Source organism: Virgibacillus dakarensis (assembly GCF_900155625.1).
Taxonomy (GTDB): Bacteria; Bacillota; Bacilli; order Bacillales; family Amphibacillaceae; genus Lentibacillus_C; species Lentibacillus_C populi.
In genome coordinates this window covers 85,237-100,358 of record NZ_LT732554.1, presented here as the reverse complement: position 1 = coordinate 100,358, position 15,122 = coordinate 85,237, and the positions used below count along the sequence as shown (strand labels likewise).

18 protein-coding genes are annotated in these 15,122 nt (G+C 41.1%); 12 read left to right on the top strand and 6 right to left on the bottom strand.

The annotated features are described in order from the left end of the window. The first annotated feature begins 11 nt into the window (after window positions 1-11). From CZ382_RS10040 to CZ382_RS10020, 5 genes are all read left to right on the top strand, one after another. Window positions 12-830 carry an alpha/beta fold hydrolase gene (locus tag CZ382_RS10040; RefSeq protein WP_230856004.1) on the top strand — a complete coding sequence of 273 codons (819 nt, stop codon included), beginning with the start codon at window positions 12-14 and terminating at the stop codon, window positions 828-830. 243 nt (window positions 831-1,073) lie between these two features. Continuing rightward, on the top strand, window positions 1,074-1,949 hold the full coding sequence (gene murB / locus CZ382_RS10035) for a UDP-N-acetylmuramate dehydrogenase (RefSeq protein WP_407701320.1): 876 nt from the start codon (window positions 1,074-1,076) through the stop codon (window positions 1,947-1,949). 99 nt (window positions 1,950-2,048) lie between these two features. Beyond that, window positions 2,049-3,656, top strand: coding sequence for a DcuS/MalK family sensor histidine kinase (gene dcuS, locus CZ382_RS10030; RefSeq protein WP_088051120.1), 1,608 nt, complete (start codon window positions 2,049-2,051; stop codon window positions 3,654-3,656). After that, a complete protein-coding gene (locus CZ382_RS10025) occupies window positions 3,653-4,375 on the top strand; it encodes a response regulator (protein ID WP_088051119.1) in 723 nt (240 codons plus the stop codon). The genes dcuS and CZ382_RS10025 overlap by 4 nt, the downstream gene beginning before the upstream one ends. A 125-nt stretch (window positions 4,376-4,500) precedes the next feature. Continuing rightward, the gene (locus tag CZ382_RS10020; RefSeq protein WP_088051118.1) at window positions 4,501-6,159 is read left to right on the top strand and encodes an SLC13 family permease; all 1,659 of its coding nucleotides are present in this window, start codon (window positions 4,501-4,503) and stop codon (window positions 6,157-6,159) included. Between the two features lie 317 nt (window positions 6,160-6,476). Here the strand turns inward: CZ382_RS10020 and ehuA are convergent, their stop codons facing one another. From ehuA to ehuB, 5 genes are all read right to left on the bottom strand, one after another. Further along, entirely contained in the window at window positions 6,477-7,247 is a 771-nt protein-coding gene (ehuA, locus tag CZ382_RS10015) for an ectoine/hydroxyectoine ABC transporter ATP-binding protein EhuA (protein WP_088051117.1), read from the bottom strand. Next, window positions 7,247-7,969 (bottom strand): ectoine/hydroxyectoine ABC transporter permease subunit EhuD, encoded by a 723-nt coding sequence (ehuD, locus tag CZ382_RS10010; protein ID WP_088051116.1) that lies wholly within the window; start codon window positions 7,967-7,969, stop codon window positions 7,247-7,249. The genes ehuA and ehuD overlap by 1 nt, the downstream gene beginning before the upstream one ends. Next, window positions 7,966-8,628, bottom strand: coding sequence for an ectoine/hydroxyectoine ABC transporter permease subunit EhuC (gene ehuC, locus CZ382_RS10005; RefSeq protein WP_088053436.1), 663 nt, complete (start codon window positions 8,626-8,628; stop codon window positions 7,966-7,968). The genes ehuD and ehuC overlap by 4 nt, the downstream gene beginning before the upstream one ends. A 106-nt stretch (window positions 8,629-8,734) precedes the next feature. Continuing rightward, the gene (locus CZ382_RS23390) at window positions 8,735-9,007 is read right to left on the bottom strand and encodes a hypothetical protein (RefSeq protein WP_140392727.1); all 273 of its coding nucleotides are present in this window, start codon (window positions 9,005-9,007) and stop codon (window positions 8,735-8,737) included. A 125-nt stretch (window positions 9,008-9,132) separates the two neighbouring features. Continuing rightward, window positions 9,133-10,023 carry an ectoine/hydroxyectoine ABC transporter substrate-binding protein EhuB gene (ehuB, locus tag CZ382_RS10000; protein WP_088051115.1) on the bottom strand — a complete coding sequence of 297 codons (891 nt, stop codon included), beginning with the start codon at window positions 10,021-10,023 and terminating at the stop codon, window positions 9,133-9,135. A gap of 501 nt (window positions 10,024-10,524) precedes the next feature. Here ehuB and CZ382_RS09995 point away from each other — a divergent pair. Genes CZ382_RS09995 through ytzI form a run of 3 tightly spaced genes read left to right on the top strand, consistent with a single transcriptional unit; the run spans window position 10,525 to window position 12,041 of the window. Next, on the top strand, window positions 10,525-11,439 hold the full coding sequence (locus CZ382_RS09995; RefSeq protein ID WP_088051114.1) for a ketopantoate reductase family protein: 915 nt from the start codon (window positions 10,525-10,527) through the stop codon (window positions 11,437-11,439). An 11-nt stretch (window positions 11,440-11,450) separates the two neighbouring features. Then, on the top strand, window positions 11,451-11,888 hold the full coding sequence (locus CZ382_RS09990; RefSeq protein WP_088051113.1) for a GNAT family N-acetyltransferase: 438 nt from the start codon (window positions 11,451-11,453) through the stop codon (window positions 11,886-11,888). Continuing rightward, the gene (gene ytzI / locus CZ382_RS09985; protein WP_088051112.1) at window positions 11,889-12,041 is read left to right on the top strand and encodes a YtzI protein; all 153 of its coding nucleotides are present in this window, start codon (window positions 11,889-11,891) and stop codon (window positions 12,039-12,041) included. It begins immediately after the preceding gene. Between the two features lie 124 nt (window positions 12,042-12,165). Here ytzI and CZ382_RS09980 read toward each other — a convergent pair whose 3' ends face one another. Beyond that, a complete protein-coding gene (locus CZ382_RS09980; protein ID WP_088051111.1) occupies window positions 12,166-12,741 on the bottom strand; it encodes a M15 family metallopeptidase in 576 nt (191 codons plus the stop codon). Between the two features lie 154 nt (window positions 12,742-12,895). On the opposite strand from CZ382_RS09980, the gene CZ382_RS09975 reads away from it, so the two are divergent. Genes CZ382_RS09975 through thiD form a run of 4 tightly spaced genes read left to right on the top strand, consistent with a single transcriptional unit; the run spans window position 12,896 to window position 15,107 of the window. Next, a complete protein-coding gene (locus tag CZ382_RS09975) occupies window positions 12,896-13,519 on the top strand; it encodes a glycerol-3-phosphate acyltransferase (RefSeq protein ID WP_088051110.1) in 624 nt (207 codons plus the stop codon). Between the two features lie 12 nt (window positions 13,520-13,531). Next, a complete protein-coding gene (locus CZ382_RS09970) occupies window positions 13,532-14,014 on the top strand; it encodes a DUF456 domain-containing protein (RefSeq protein WP_088051109.1) in 483 nt (160 codons plus the stop codon). A gap of 35 nt (window positions 14,015-14,049) precedes the next feature. After that, window positions 14,050-14,286, top strand: a complete 237-nt coding sequence (locus CZ382_RS23385) for a hypothetical protein (protein WP_140392726.1) — start codon at window positions 14,050-14,052, stop codon at window positions 14,284-14,286. Continuing rightward, window positions 14,283-15,107, top strand: a complete 825-nt coding sequence (thiD, locus tag CZ382_RS09965; protein ID WP_088051108.1) for a bifunctional hydroxymethylpyrimidine kinase/phosphomethylpyrimidine kinase — start codon at window positions 14,283-14,285, stop codon at window positions 15,105-15,107. Before CZ382_RS23385 ends, thiD begins: the two co-directional genes overlap by 4 nt. Window positions 15,108-15,122 lie beyond the last annotated feature (15 nt).

Below are 15,122 nucleotides of genomic sequence, written 5' to 3'. Positions count from 1 at the left end.
AGGCAAGACAATTGAAGAAGAAACGTATTTTGCAGCTTACAGCAATTGGTATTCTTATCGTGACAGCCACAATCATTACATATATGCCAAGGCATGCAAGTTCACAGCATTCTATTACACCGATAAACGTTTTTGTCCATGGGTATAAAGGAACGACCAATTCCTTCGGTGGCATGTTGAATCGGTTTGAACGAAACAATTGGGGAAATAAGGCACTAATTTATTATGTTACCCGCCATGGGGATGTAAAAATGTATCCTTTAAACAAAGGGAGTAGGGAACCAATATTCATCCAGGTCATTTTTGAAAATAACCGGGCAAGTTTTGATGACAGTGCCACATGGTTATCCGAGGTCATGCGTCATTTGAAAAATACATATCACATTGATTCGGTAAACCTTATCGGCCATTCGATGGGTGGTTTGGTTTCCTTGAAATATATTGAAGAGTATCAGGATCCAGCCGAATATCCTGCGACCAATAAGTTAATTACGATTGGCAGCCCATTTGATGGGATCTATAGCCAGTATTATTTTCAAATTAATCGTGACCCTGCAGCAACAGACTTGAAACCCGATTCCCCTGCATTGCAGCTGTTAAGAGCAAACCGACAAGCGATTCCGGATCATTTAGCTGTGCTTAGCATTGGCAGTACAGGGGATATGGTGGCAGTGCCGAAAAGTGTGCATACATTAAAAGAAATTGTCCCAGCGAATCAATTAACCGAAATCATGATCGAAAATGACAATTTGGGGCACAGTGAACTGCACGAAAATAGACAGGTTGACAAGTTGATCCATTCGTTTTTGTGGCAAGAACGAAAGGAATAACTTACAATATAACAAAAGCGGAAGCCCCCGTTTAGCGGCGTATGGACTGGACTGAGCCGTAGGAGATAAAGGAAACACGGTGAGCTGGAAGCGAACCGATGTTGACTTATCGTACAGAGGTGAGGGAAGTCCACTAGCCGCTGGGCGCTGGAGCTGGACGCGGTCTATAGATTAATGTAAAAAGGAATGATTTAAGTGGTGAATGATCATCATACGTACGAAAAATTGACGAAAATTACAACAATGAAGAATGTGATGGTTGATGAACACTTAAAAAATCATACGTATACCCGTTTAGGCGGGAAAGCTGATTTTTACGTGACACCGGAAACATATGAACAAGTACAGCAAATCGTCAAGCTTGCAAATAAAGATAATATCCCCTTTACAATGCTCGGAAACGGATCTAATTTAATTGTAAAAGACGGAGGAATTCGTGGTATCGTACTAAATTTACAAAAGTTGGCATCAATTACTTCTGATGGAACAACCGTCATTGCCCAAAGTGGCGCCCGAATCATTGATGTTTCTCGCCATGCCTTAGCGAAAAAACTTACCGGACTTGAATTTGCCTGCGGGATCCCTGGATCGGTCGGTGGTGCTTTATTTATGAACGCCGGGGCATATGGCGGCGAAATCAAAGATGTGTTGGAAAGTGCGGTAGTTGTCAATAGAGATGGAGATCTTCTCACATTGGCTGCCAATCAATTGGACTTGGAATACAGGTCAAGTAATATTCCTGACAATGGCTACATCGTTTTGGAAGCAACCTTTTCGTTGCAGAACGGAAATTATGACGAAATCAAAGCAGTCATGGATGATTTAACGTTTAAACGCGAATCAAAACAACCGTTGGAATATCCATCATGTGGCAGTGTATTCAAAAGGCCGTCGGGATACTTCGCCGGCAAACTCATCCAGGACAGTAACCTGCAAGGAAAACAAATTGGTGGGGCGCAAGTATCCTTGAAGCATGCTGGTTTCATTGTCAACAAGGATCATGCATCAGCCAAACAATATATCGATCTGATCCATTTCATCCAGAAGACAGTAAAAGAGAAATTTGGTGTGAAACTGGAACGTGAGGTTAAAATTATTGGGGAAGATTTAGTGGAATAACAGAGGACTGTGAGCAAAAGTAATTGTTCACAGTCCTTCTTAGTAGTAAAAGTAAATGAAATTTGGGTCCTGATTTTACGGTTTAGAGGAGATCAAATAATGAGAAAGTTTTTTCGGAATCGAAAACCAATTCGGCTGCAAACATGGATTATGCTGCTAATAGTTTCGGTGTTAATTATTGCATTAACGATAACAGGCTTTCTTATTGGCAATGAAACAGCACAGAAAACCAGGGAAAGCCAGAGAGAAAAGGCGATGAATATTGCTAGTGCGGTTAGTCAGACCCAGTCTGTTATCGACGGGTTAGTGAACCTGGATAGTTCAGGAGAAATACAGTCCTATACAAAAGCTGTACAGGAAGATACGGATGTTGATTACATTGTCGTTATGGATAATCAACATATTCGCCGATCGCATCCTGTTGAGGAAAGAATCGGACAATACTTTGTTGGAAATGATGAAGATCGGGCTTTCCAAGGAGAACGCTACACGTCTGTGGCAGAAGGAACGCTTGGTAAATCCATGCGTGCATTTACCCCAGTGTGGAACGAGGGTGAACAAATCGGTGTGGTAGCGGTTGGAATATTACTTAACAACGTAGAGGACACGGTTTTTGCCAGTCAAATTATCGTCTATATTGGGATTGCTGCTGGGCTGGTTGCCGGAGCAATTGGAGCTGTCCTTTTGGCAAGGCGTGTAAAACGTATACTACATGGGCTTGAACCAAGTGATATTGTACAATTGTTACAGGAAAGGGATGCCATGCTCGCGTCAGTAAGAGAAGGTATTATTGCCATTAATAAACATGCTGAGATTGTCGTGGCTAATCATGCCGCTATGGATCTGTTCCGCCGGGCAGGCCTTGCGGAAAATCCTATCGGCAAGCAAGTGGATGCCTATTTACCTCCCTCTGATTTAACACAAGTATTACTGGATCAAAATATCGAATTCGATCAGGAGCAAAAACTCAATGGGATTGATATCATTGTAAATACGAAGCCAGTTATAGTCAATGATCATATAGCAGGTATAATTGCCACGTTTCGGGACAGATCGGAACTTACCTCTTTAGTAAAACAGCTAACAGATACAAGAACTTATGCCGACACCTTGCGGGCACAAACCCATGAATTTATGAATAAGCTGCATGTTATGTCAGCAATGGTCCACACGGAATCTTACAAGGAATTGGAGGAGTATATTGGCTACATTTCCGATAATTATCATAAGGAAATTGGTGCGGTTTCACGTCTTGTGAAGGATCCAGTATTGGCAGGATACTTACATAATAAGCTGAGTCAATTCAGGGAAAACGGAGTAGTTGTAGAACTCAACGGGGACCGGCAATTACCGTTATTAAAAAATACAAAAAAGATGGAAGCGATCATAACAATGATCGGGAATTTGAGTGATAATGCGAATGAAGCAGTAGCTCAACAAGCGGATCGACGTGTTCTTATTACAATAAATTATATAAACGGACAATTTCATTTTACGATTCAGGATAATGGACCCGGTTTAACACCATCCGAAAAGGAAGCCATTTTTGAAAAGGGACGTTCCACAAAAGGGAAAACCCGAGGTTACGGATTATTTCTGACAATGCAAGCTCTAAAAGTACTGGATGGTACACTTGAGGTATCTTCTGAAAAAGGGGAAGGAACTGTTTTTGATGTAATTATTCCATATGAAGGTGGTAATGTATGATTAACGTGTTAATTGTAGAAGATGACCCAATGGTTGCGAAATTCAATCGTATATACCTTGAAAAAGTAACGGGATTTACTGTAATCGGTGTGGTTCATGATATTTCCGCAGGGCAGCTTTTTTTAAATAACAATGATGTGAACCTTGTCCTGCTGGATATTTATATGGCTAATAACAATGGACTTGATTTACTTGTAGAGATAAGGAATGCTGATATAAATGTTGACGTTATTGTTATAACGGCTGCAAATGATCGCTCATCAATACAAAGGGCGTTACGGAATGGAGCGTTTGATTATTTAATTAAACCATTTGATTTCGAACGATTGAAGGATGCATTACTCAAATATCGGGAAAAGTTTGAACGGATGAAAGAGGGACAGGATGTACAACAGAAAGATTTGGACGCCTTTCTATTGAAAAAATCCATCCATAATATAAATCCAATCGACCTTCCGAAAGGGCTTACCGTACCAACATTTGCCCGAATTGCAAGGCAGATAGCAGAATGGGAAAACCGCCCTTTTTCCACAGCCGAAATAGCCGATAAAACCGGAATATCCCGTGTATCGATAAGCAAGTATTTAAAGTACTTAACAGGGCAGGACGTGCTCAAAGTGGAGGTGATATATCAGGAGACAGGGCGCCCTTTGCATCGTTATTTGTTGCAACCGGAGCGTATCAACATGCTTCATTCGCTCATAGGAGAAATAAAATAAATATTTTCTATTATTTTTTTTAGTTACAAAAGGGTTGAAATAGTTTCAAAAGGTACACAGCCGGAAAGTAATCCCCTAAAATATTTGTAAGCGCTAACATATGATTTTGAAAGGTGGATGGAAATATGGGGCAAGGATTTAAAGCAGTTTTATGGGGGATCCGGCAGCCTTATGGCGAAACAAATGAACGATTTACCTTTTCACGGGTTATAAAAGAAAGGGACTCAGATGCTTCTGAAAGCGGTAAAGAAAGCAGCTCTAATTCTTCAGAAGGCGGAACTAATGATAATAAAAAACCAGCTTATAAACCTGCTCAAAAGGTAGGTCTAATCCTGGGACCGTTGCTATTTTTATTAACCCTATTACTGTTTCAGCCGGAAGGTTTAAGCCCTGAGGCAAGGGCTGTCCTTGCCGTAACGTTATGGGTCGCTACTTGGTGGATAACTGAGCCGATTCCGATTGCGGTAACTTCACTCTTCCCGATTATCTTGCTACCGATTACCGGGGCGATGGATGGGGATACGGTTGTTTCGTCCTATGGAAACGATATTATTTTCTTGTTTTTAGGTGGTTTTTTTATTGCAACTGCGATGGAAAAGTGGAATTTGCATAAACGGATTGCCTTATCAATTATCTCTGTCATCGGCACAAGCCCCCAGCGAATTGTATTAGGGTTCATGGTTGCTACTGCTTTTCTGTCAATGTGGGTTTCCAATACAGCAGCTACGATGATGTTGATACCAATGGGACTGGCGATTATCAATCAGGCAACAAGTTCGTTGGAAAAAGGTGAATATGCAAAGGAAATACCGAAATTTGAAAAAGCAGTTATTTTCGGAATAGGATATGCTGCAACCATTGGTGGTCTGGGAACATTGATTGGAACCCCTCCACTTAGTATTCTTGCAGCAACAGTAGGGAAAATGTTTGATACTGAAATATCGTTTGCAGACTGGATGAAGGTCGGTGTACCGGTTGCGATCTTGTTAATTCCTATCTTATGGCTATACCTTACCAAGATTGTCTATAAGGTAAACTTCCGTGAGCTTCCAGGCGGGAAGGAACAGATCAATAAGGAAAGAAGATCGCTGGGGGGAATCTCTTATGAAGAAAAGGCTGTTGCAGCTGTCTTTACTTTCGCTGCTTTTATGTGGATTACTCGTACATTTATTTGGGAAAATATTGTACACGTTCCTGGTATTAGTGACGGTATTATCGCGATGGCAGCAACCATTCTGCTTTTCCTGATCCCTTCAAAGCAGGAAGATGGAAGCAAGATAATGGAATGGAAGGATTCTAAGGATATTCCATGGGGTATTCTAATTCTGTTCGGAGGTGGACTTGCCATCGCTGCAGGGTTTACAGAAACAGGTCTTTCTGACTGGATTGGCAATCAGCTGGCAGGACTTGAAGGAATGAACATTTTTATTATTATGCTTGTTGCTACTGGTGTAATTCTATTTTTGACCGAAATCACCTCAAACACGGCAACAGGAACCATGATTATACCAGTAGTTGCTACGCTTGGGCTAGCATTGAATGTCCATCCGTTTGCGCTGATGGTGCCATGTGCAATGGCAGCAAACTGTGCATTTATGCTGCCAGTAGGTACGCCACCAAACGCGATTATTTATGGTACAGGGAAATTGAAAATAACAGAAATGGTTAAAAACGGATTTTGGTTAAATATCATTTCCCTTTCCCTAATCGTAGTAGCAGTATACTTCTATTTGCCAGTTGTATGGGGAATCGATTTATTGGAGATCCCGGCTGAATTTAAGTGAAACGGGATAGTGAAAAGGGGCTTATCAGGCAGTTGGTGGTAAGTCCCTTCCTTTTAATTAATCAAGTCACGATGTTTTCTCAAAAATAGTGTTAAAGGTATCGGATATCATAAATAGAAATGGGTACTAAGTTAATGAAGTTAAATCATAAATTTTTGGACGTAAAATGGTGGCGGTTCTTATATAGAAATTGATACATCGGTGATTTTTAAGAGCCTGCCTTGACATATGATAGACCAGAACAGGCTCTTATAAATTTTTCATTTTAATTTTTTGGTAAAACTGCACAACTATGAAGAAAGGATAATTAGGCTATTTTATCTTCTAAACCGGTGCAAAAAGCTCTGCAACCGTTCATTTGTTGAATTCTCCAGTACTTCTGCTGGCGGGCCCTGTTCGGCAATGACACCATTATCCAAAAATACAATTCGGTCGGCGACATCGCGGGCAAATTCCATTTCGTGGGTAACAAGTACCATCGCCATTTCGCCTTCTTTGGCGATATCGCGAATGACCTCAAGCACCTCACCGACAAGCTCAGGGTCAAGTGCTGACGTAACCTCATCAAACAACATAATCTTTGGTCGCATGACAAGTGCACGAGCCATCGCAACACGTTGCTTTTGCCCGCCGGAAAGCTGGCTTGGGTAGTTATCAAGCTTGTCGCCTAACCCAACCTTCTCAAGCATTTCAATCGAACGTTCTTTAGCAGAGGCTTTATTTTCCTTCTGAACGTTGACAGGTGCAGTCATACAGTTTTCTAAAATCGTCATATGCGGGAAAAGGTTGAAATGCTGAAACACCATCCCAATATCACCACGAACTTCGCGCAAATGTTTTTCGTTAGCAGGAACAAGCTTGCCGCCTTTTTCCATGTGCCACAGGTTTTTGCCATCAACGATGATATCTCCAGAGGTAGGCTCCTCCAATGTCATGAGCATGCGGATAATCGTTGTTTTGCCAGAACCACTCGGGCCGATTACTGCTACCTTTTCTGCTGGTTTAATGTCTAAATCGACACCCCTTAAAACTTTCACATTACCAAAGGATTTATGAACATCTTTGTACATAACGATTGGTTCTGTCATTATGATACAGCTCCTTTATTTTCCTGAATTTGCTTGCTTGTTGTTTTTTTATCAAAACGGCGGTTCATTTTTTTCTCCAGTTTATTAATCAGAATAGCAGATGGATAACTTAGTACAAGGAAAAGAATGGCTACAATCGTGATTGGCTCCAAGTATTTCCAATGCTGAGAACCAAATTCATCAGCCATAAATAGAATACCAGATACCCCAACAGTTGATGCAAGCGGGACTTCCTTGAACATAATAATCAAATAGTTTCCCAGCATCGGAATGGTTGGTGGTATAGCTTGTGGCAGGATGACTTTGGCCCACTTTTGTCCAGTGGAGAAGTTTAATGCTCTGGCTGCTTCCCATTGCCCTCTGTCAACACTGTCAATCCCTGATCGATACACTTCGCCGATATACGTGCTATAATGAATCCCCAGCCCAAGTACGGCACTTGTGAATGGATCTAAGGTAACACCAATATAAGGCACCATCGGCCATGCATAATAGAGGAAAAATAGCTGGACAAGTGGTGGTGTAGAGCGAATGAATTCCATAATCCATAATAATACCCATCTGATGGGCGTTATGGGAATTCGTTTGACAAATGTCCAGATAAAACCAAAGATAAGCGCAAATAAATAGCATGCAATGGTTAAACCTAATGTAATACCAAGCCCTTCCAGCACCTTAGGGAAGGCATCAAAGAATATATCCCAGCTCCAATTGTTATTCATTGACTAGCCACTCCTTTCTTGGATATGCTCTCCATCTTCTTCGTTAACCAAATTAATGGAAGCGCAAGAATGAAGTAGAATACAAGTACCAGCAGATAAACCGTTGGTGCCTGTGATAGGTTGGAACTCCGTAAAATATCACCATAGTATAAAATATCTGTCATACCAATTAGTGATACAAGTGATGTAGATTTTAACATTAAGATAAGATAGTTACCGAACTCTGGCAACATCATCCGAACTGCCTGGGGGAAAATAACCAGCCTCATCCGCTGGAAACGAGACATATTTAATGCCGTCGCTGCTTCGCTCTGTCCTTTGGCAACTGATTGGATTGAACCGCGTACAATTTCCGACATATAGGCCCCATAGTTTAACGATATTGCCAAGACTCCTGCCCAAAAGTCACTGCCGATCTCGATACCAAAGAGAATTGGTAATGCATAATAAAACCAGAATAATTGAACAATCAACGATGTCCCGCGAAAAACTTCCACATAAAAGCCGGTGAACTTGCGAAGGATAACGTTATTGGAAAGACGACCAAACCCAGCGATAAAAGCAATGAAATATCCTAATACAATCGAGGCCAAAAGAACAGTAACAGTTATCTCGACACCCTTCATCAGGACAGGGAAAATGTCTGCTATCGCATTAATAGTAATCACTCCTTCGTTTTACATGATGAATATGCAATAAGTGTGTATATAAAAGTCGCCGCTTATCGTTTGGTGACTTTTTGAACATCCTCTATAAAGTATAGGGTCAGCCCCCCTGGGTAAGGGAGTCTGACCCTATGGAGTTCGTTTCGGATAATTGGTATTCTATGAAAATATGCTCTCCAGCCGATGTACTCGCTCTCCGGTCGATGTTTTTGCTCTCCAGCCGATGTACTCGCTCTCCGGCGGATGTACTCGCTCTCCGGTCGATGTTTTTGCTCTCCAGCCGATGTACTCGCTCTCCGGCGGATGTACTCGCTCTCCGGCCGATATTCTCACTCTCCAGCCGATGTACTCGTTCTCCGGCCGATGTTCTCACTCTCCGGCGGATGTACTCGCTCTCCAGCCGATGTACTCGCTCTCCGGCGGATGTACTCGCTCTCCAGCCGATGTTTTTGCTCTCCAGCCGATGTTCCTGTCATTTGGTGATTTTATGAACAACCTCTAATAGTTTTCGCCGCTACAAACGCTTTCGGCTGTAATACCATCAGGGACACTGTTTGTTTCCCCATTAAATCCGTTAGCTTCCAATAGTTCAGCAATTTTGCCGCTCTCTTTTAATTCAGCCAATTTTTCATTATATGCTTCACGCAATTTATCGTTGTCTTTGTGAAAAGCAGCTGCCCCATAACTTGGAACTCCTTCAATATCTTCCGGCTGCTCAAAATCCTCAACAAATTCCAACTTGTCATTCCCGGAAGATTCCAAAGCCATTTTTACCGTCATTTCAGTTCCTGTTGTTGCATCAGCACGTCCTGACTCGACAGCTGAAAATGTTGCCGGAATGTCTGGTGCAGATTGAATTTGCTCTTCGCTAACCCCTTCCTTTTTAACAAATTCATTTTCCGTTGCTGAGGACATGATTGACACAGTAGCATTCTTTTCAGCTAGATCCTTATAGCTGTGCAAGTCAAGCGGGTTTCCTTTCTGGACAATTAACCCTTCCCCATACATCATTTCCGGTTCACCAAAATCGGCGTTTTCACAGCGGTCAGGGGTAATCGCCATTCCGGCTGTCACGACATCGAATTTCCCGGCATTAAGGCCTGGGATTAATTGTTTGAAATCGGCAAGCTGACCTTTTACGTTATCAACACCAAGTTCTTTAAAAACGGCTGTTGCAATGTCCACTGCAGCACCTTTAAGTTCGCCATCATCGGTCTGATACGCATATGGCTCTTCATTGGCAAAACCGACAGTTACGGTACCTTTTTCTTTTAGTTCATCCAGCAGATTACCACTTTTTCCGCCATCTCCACTTGCGTCATCTGATCCGCATGCCGCCAGCATAATGAGCACAAGGCAACATACAGATATAAGTAAAGTTTTCTTCATTTTTTAAGAAGACCTCCCCTTTTATTTTAAAACATTAACCGAAAAAACATTTTTCCAATCAATGTTTCGATAATTGGTTTGACAATAAAAAATTTAAATCGGTTATAGATTCCGATTTAAAAAACCTGAATGATCGTGATTAGTATCAGGAGTATGAGTAACACTATTGAACTACCTGTGATTTAGGTGAAAAATACTATTTGTTTTTCGGAGAAAATTGGGCTGAAGTTGCTTTTAGCGGACACTCTTTAATAGTAAAGACATTCTTGCAGTTTCTCAAACGCAGTATATTTAGATAATTGCGATTTAAATGGCATATAAAATGGTAAGCTCCATCAAGCTGTTTTATATCAACATATGCTTGTATATATGGCATAATGCTCGTGTATACTCAAAAACTGCTGAAATTACCGTGTGGAAACTTTCTGAAGCGTTGGATATAGACAAAGTATAAGAATCACGGTACGATAACATCAGGTTGATTTATATGGAGGGGACAGAATGGATATCGTTGTAATCGGTGCAGGTGCACTAGGGTCTTATTTTGGAGCCCGTTTTTTGGAAGGTGGAGCAAACGTCACTTTTTTAGTTCGGGAAAGGCGTGCGAAACAGATTGAAAAAAACCACATAAAGCTCAATAGCCCATCAGGGGATTACACGGTTACAAACCCAAAAATAGCAACTGATGCAGCGGAAATTGAGACGGCAGATCTTGTATTGGTAAGTGTCAAGGGTTATCACTTACCAGGTACGTTAGCAGATTTGAAGACATTAACCAAAAAAGGTGCTCATGTTTTGCCTGTTTTAAATGGGATCGAGCATATCAGCTATTTGCAGGATCAGCTTGGCAAAGATGCAGTCATTGGTGGCCTTTCTTTTATCATTGCAACATTAGATGAAAATGGCCATGTTATTCATTCAAGCGATTTTCATGATTTGGTTTTCGGGCAGCTGGAGCCAACGCAAACAACGATTTGCAATCAACTGGAGAATCTTTGTCATAAAGCAAATGTAAACGGTATTAATAGTGATACCATTTTACTTGAACTCTGGAAAAAGTATACGTTTATCACGGCATTTTCCGGCATTACAACTGCAGCAAATCTGCCAATTGGCGAGATTCGGGATCACGACAGCACATTTCGGATTGCTGAAATGATCTTGCAGGAAATGCGAACGCTAGCGAAGGCCTATAATGTGGAAATACCAGGTGTTGACGTGGAAATGGCCAAAGCCAAATTATTGCATTTACCGGAAGATGCAACCTCCTCCATGCATCAGGATCGCCGTAAAGGTTTACCATTAGAGGTGGACCACTTGCAGGGTGGAGCACTGCGTTTAGCGAAAGCTGCTGGAGTTGAAATGCCGTATACGGAAACGGTTTACGGACTGATAAAACCGTTTGATAATGCCTAAGGAGGTAATGGATGTATAAGATTAGAGAAGCAAGGCTGGGGGATTTTGCCGAGCTGGCTAAACTAAATGATACGTGTGAAAATATCCATTTAGCCGCTGAACCGGGTAAACTGGTGAAGGAATTTTTTGTTGATTGCCTGAAGCAGGACAATGTACGATTGCTTGTTGTGGAAAAGTCAGGTGTAATAGTGGCGTTCATTTTGTTTCGTATGGATCAGACTGCGGGCGAATTCCATATTGATAAGCTTTCTATTAAGAGCGGGTATGCGGGAAAAGGTCTTGATGAGCATCTATATCAAAAGCTGGAGCGATTGGCGTTAAAGAAGGATGCTGTACAAATAACGGCAACCATATCAACAACGAATTTGGCTGTACATGATTTCTTTAAGCGTAACGGCTGGAAACAGAAGAACCAGGTTTATATAAAATATTTAGAGGGAGAAAATTAGATGCTGTTTTATATTTTGGTAGGAATTGCGATTATCCTGATTATCCTCGTACTGACATTGGTTTCAATTTCAAAAGGGTATGCGTATAAACATACAATTGATCCATTGCCGGAAGAGGATCTTGATAATAGAAATCAGATCGTTAATGAGTGAAAAAAAGGGAGCATGCAATTTTTTATGGGAAACAAAGAAAATTGCATGCTTTTTTTATAAATGAACGATCCCGGAAATCAGTTGATTGTTTCCTGATTGAGTGTAGTCCTCCCCTCGCTACAATTTATTTCAATTGTTCATCATCTTTTACTTCCGGCCGCAGCCCTTTTTGCAGCTGGTTAATACTTAAGCCGAAATCCATTTGCAGATGTGGGTAGTCTGTGAAGTGTTTCCAGTCGCCGCCCCAGGTGAATCCGAGACTTTTTGCGATATCCGCGACTTCGAACCAATCAGATTCCCCATTTTGGTTGCCATCGTAATGCAAGTCCCAAATAATTTCCCCATCCCCGTTCTGTAATGCATAATCAAAGGCAAGTCCATAATTGTGATACGATTCACCGCCTTTGGAATGGGTAATAATTTCCCCTTTTTTTGATCTGCCTTGCGCATACAAATCATTTTGTTCCTCGACCGTGCGTACTTCTTCCGTAATGACAACATCAATACCAATAGCAGTTGCTTTTTTCAGGAGTGTATTTTTCTTTTTCTCAACCGTTGGGTGCAATTCGTTTGGGAGCGGAGTATTTTCGCCCTGGTCAATATATTGATTGTTATTTATTTTATTATAAAGAACGATTACTGCTGTAAAAAACAGGATGATGATAATCCATGTCAGAAGATCTTTGTTTATTTTTTTCAATCCGCTAGTTCTCCTTTAATAAATAATCGTACATCAGCACCATTTAAGAGGCATCACTTTTGAAACTTTTCCAAGCATAATTCGTACTATAATGTACCCTGACTGGCTTGCGGTGTCGACGTATATATATAATAATCCTAAAAGGGGGGAGACAATGCTTTATTTTTTAAGTTGCCTGATTGGCTATGCATTTGGCTGTGTGCATGGCTCGCAAATTGTTGGCAAATATAAAAAGGTCGATATAAAAAACGCCGGAGTAAAAAATGCCGGTGCATCAAATACAACTCTTTTACTTGGCTGGAAATACGGAATTTTGGTTGCACTTATTGATATTTTTAAAGCGACATTATCGATTATCTTACTGCTATATATTTTAAACGAAAATGGAATTACAGGTGAAGCACAAACACTAATGATTTATATTAATGCACTATTTATCATTACTGGCCATGTTTATCCTGTTACAATGAACTTTAGTGGCGGAAAAGGGACAGCTTCACTCGTAGGAGTGCTACTGGCAATTGATTGGAAAATTGCTTGTATAGGGATTGGTATATTGCTGATTTTAACATTTGCGACGGATTATTTGGTTATCGGGGTATTGTTTATGTATTTATCATTTTTAGTAACGACGTATTATTTCTTCGGTATTGAGCCGACAATGGTTGTTGTATTGTTATCGGTATTATCGATTATGAAGCACTTAGAGAATTACAAACGTATTTTAGCGAGGGAAGAAGCGAGGATATCTAGTTTTTTCCAAAAAAACACAGACTAACTGGAGGGATACATGATTGATATTCTAATATGGATCGTTATCATTGCACTATTTATCTTGAGCTTTGCCGGGATTATTTTTCCGATTATTCCATCACCACTAGTGATTTGGGTTGGGTTTTTGTTATATCATTTCGTAATTGACGCAAGTGAGCTAACGACAACCTTTTGGCTGGCAATGGCTATTTTGACAATTGTTCTCATCGGATCTGACATCATTGCAAACAGTTATTTTGTCAAAAAGTACGGAGGCAGTAAATGGGGGGAGCGGGGGGCAGCAATTGCCGTAATAATCGGATCGTTTGTGATCCCGCCATTTGGCATTATTGTTTTGCCATTTATCGTTGTATTTGTCATTGAAATGATGCAGCAACGAACCGCCAATGAAGCGATTCGTGCATCATTCGGTTCGTTAATCGGATTTTTAGGCGGGGCAGTGGCAAAAGTCATTATTCAGCTAATTATGATTGTGTGGTTTATAATTGTGGTGGTGTAGGAAAGCGATTCAAGGGCAGTCGAAAAAAAGATGTAGTGCCGGATACACTAAAACGTTTAGCATCAACAGAGAAAGTTCGGACATCGATAGTAGAAGTTGTAACTTCAACAGAGAAAGTTCGGACATCAACAGTAAAAGTTGCAACATCGACAGTGAAAGACCGGATATCAATAGTAAAAGTTGTAACATTGACAGTGAAACACGTAACATCAATAGTAAACAACAATATCAACAAACGGCACTACATAATCAAGAAAGGAATGATGATATGAATAAGCCACCTCGCGTTTTAACAATCGCCGGATCAGCTGCGGGTGGAAGTGCAGGAATTCAGGCGGATCTGAAAACATTTCAGGAGCTTGACGTATACGGAATGAGTGTGATTACGGCGATCGTTGCCCGTCATCCGGAAACAAATAAAAATGTTCATCCGCAAACAATGGAGGCAATTGAAGCACAATATGCGACGGCAGTTAAACAGGTTGGGATTGATGCCTTGAAGACAGGGATGCTGTTTTCCAAGGAAGTAATTTTGAAAACAAGTAAAATCATAGAAAGTTCCGTGACCGACCATATTGTGATTGATCCGGTGATGGTAGGGAAGCTGGACTCCAAATTGCTTGAGGATGATGCAATTGAAGCAATGAAATCCGAACTGTTTCCATTGGCATCGATTATTACACCGAATATGCCTGAAGCATCCTTTTTGCTGGATGACCGCAAGTTAAATAACGTTGATGATCTAAAACAGGCTGCTATTGATCTGCACAAGCTCGGACCGAAATATGTTTTAGTAAAAGGCGGACGCTTAAAGGGGCCCGCTATTGATGTTTTATACGACGGGAAATCGTTCATTACATATGAGGCACCACGAATTGATACCGTCCATACAAGTGGGGCCGGCTGCACGTATTCAGCTGCGATTACCGCACAGTTGGCTAAAGGGAAGACGATGGCTGAAGCGGTAGAGCTTGCGAAAAGATTTGTTACTACTGCAATTGCGTACGGATTTTCGTATACGGATAAAGTGGGACCAACCTATCATGCCGCATTGCGGGTTAAAGGCGAGTCACACCAAATAATTGTTCAATAATTTGTTTGATTGTTC

Coding starts and splice junctions, on each gene's coding strand:
- ehuA (WP_088051117.1), bottom strand. CDS start 7,247: ATGACAGAACCAATCGTTATGTACAAAGATGTTCATAAATCCTTTGGT.
- dcuS (WP_088051120.1), top strand. CDS start 2,049: ATGAGAAAGTTTTTTCGGAATCGAAAACCAATTCGGCTGCAAACATGG.
- ehuB (WP_088051115.1), bottom strand. CDS start 10,023: ATGAAGAAAACTTTACTTATATCTGTATGTTGCCTTGTGCTCATTATG.
- CZ382_RS09970 (WP_088051109.1), top strand. CDS start 13,532: ATGATTGATATTCTAATATGGATCGTTATCATTGCACTATTTATCTTG.
- CZ382_RS09995 (WP_088051114.1), top strand. CDS start 10,525: ATGGATATCGTTGTAATCGGTGCAGGTGCACTAGGGTCTTATTTTGGA.
- ehuD (WP_088051116.1), bottom strand. CDS start 7,969: ATGAATAACAATTGGAGCTGGGATATATTCTTTGATGCCTTCCCTAAG.
- ytzI (WP_088051112.1), top strand. CDS start 11,889: ATGCTGTTTTATATTTTGGTAGGAATTGCGATTATCCTGATTATCCTC.
- thiD (WP_088051108.1), top strand. CDS start 14,283: ATGAATAAGCCACCTCGCGTTTTAACAATCGCCGGATCAGCTGCGGGT.
- CZ382_RS10020 (WP_088051118.1), top strand. CDS start 4,501: ATGGGGCAAGGATTTAAAGCAGTTTTATGGGGGATCCGGCAGCCTTAT.
- CZ382_RS09990 (WP_088051113.1), top strand. CDS start 11,451: ATGTATAAGATTAGAGAAGCAAGGCTGGGGGATTTTGCCGAGCTGGCT.
- CZ382_RS09975 (WP_088051110.1), top strand. CDS start 12,896: ATGCTTTATTTTTTAAGTTGCCTGATTGGCTATGCATTTGGCTGTGTG.
- murB (WP_407701320.1), top strand. CDS start 1,074: ATGAAGAATGTGATGGTTGATGAACACTTAAAAAATCATACGTATACC.
- CZ382_RS10025 (WP_088051119.1), top strand. CDS start 3,653: ATGATTAACGTGTTAATTGTAGAAGATGACCCAATGGTTGCGAAATTC.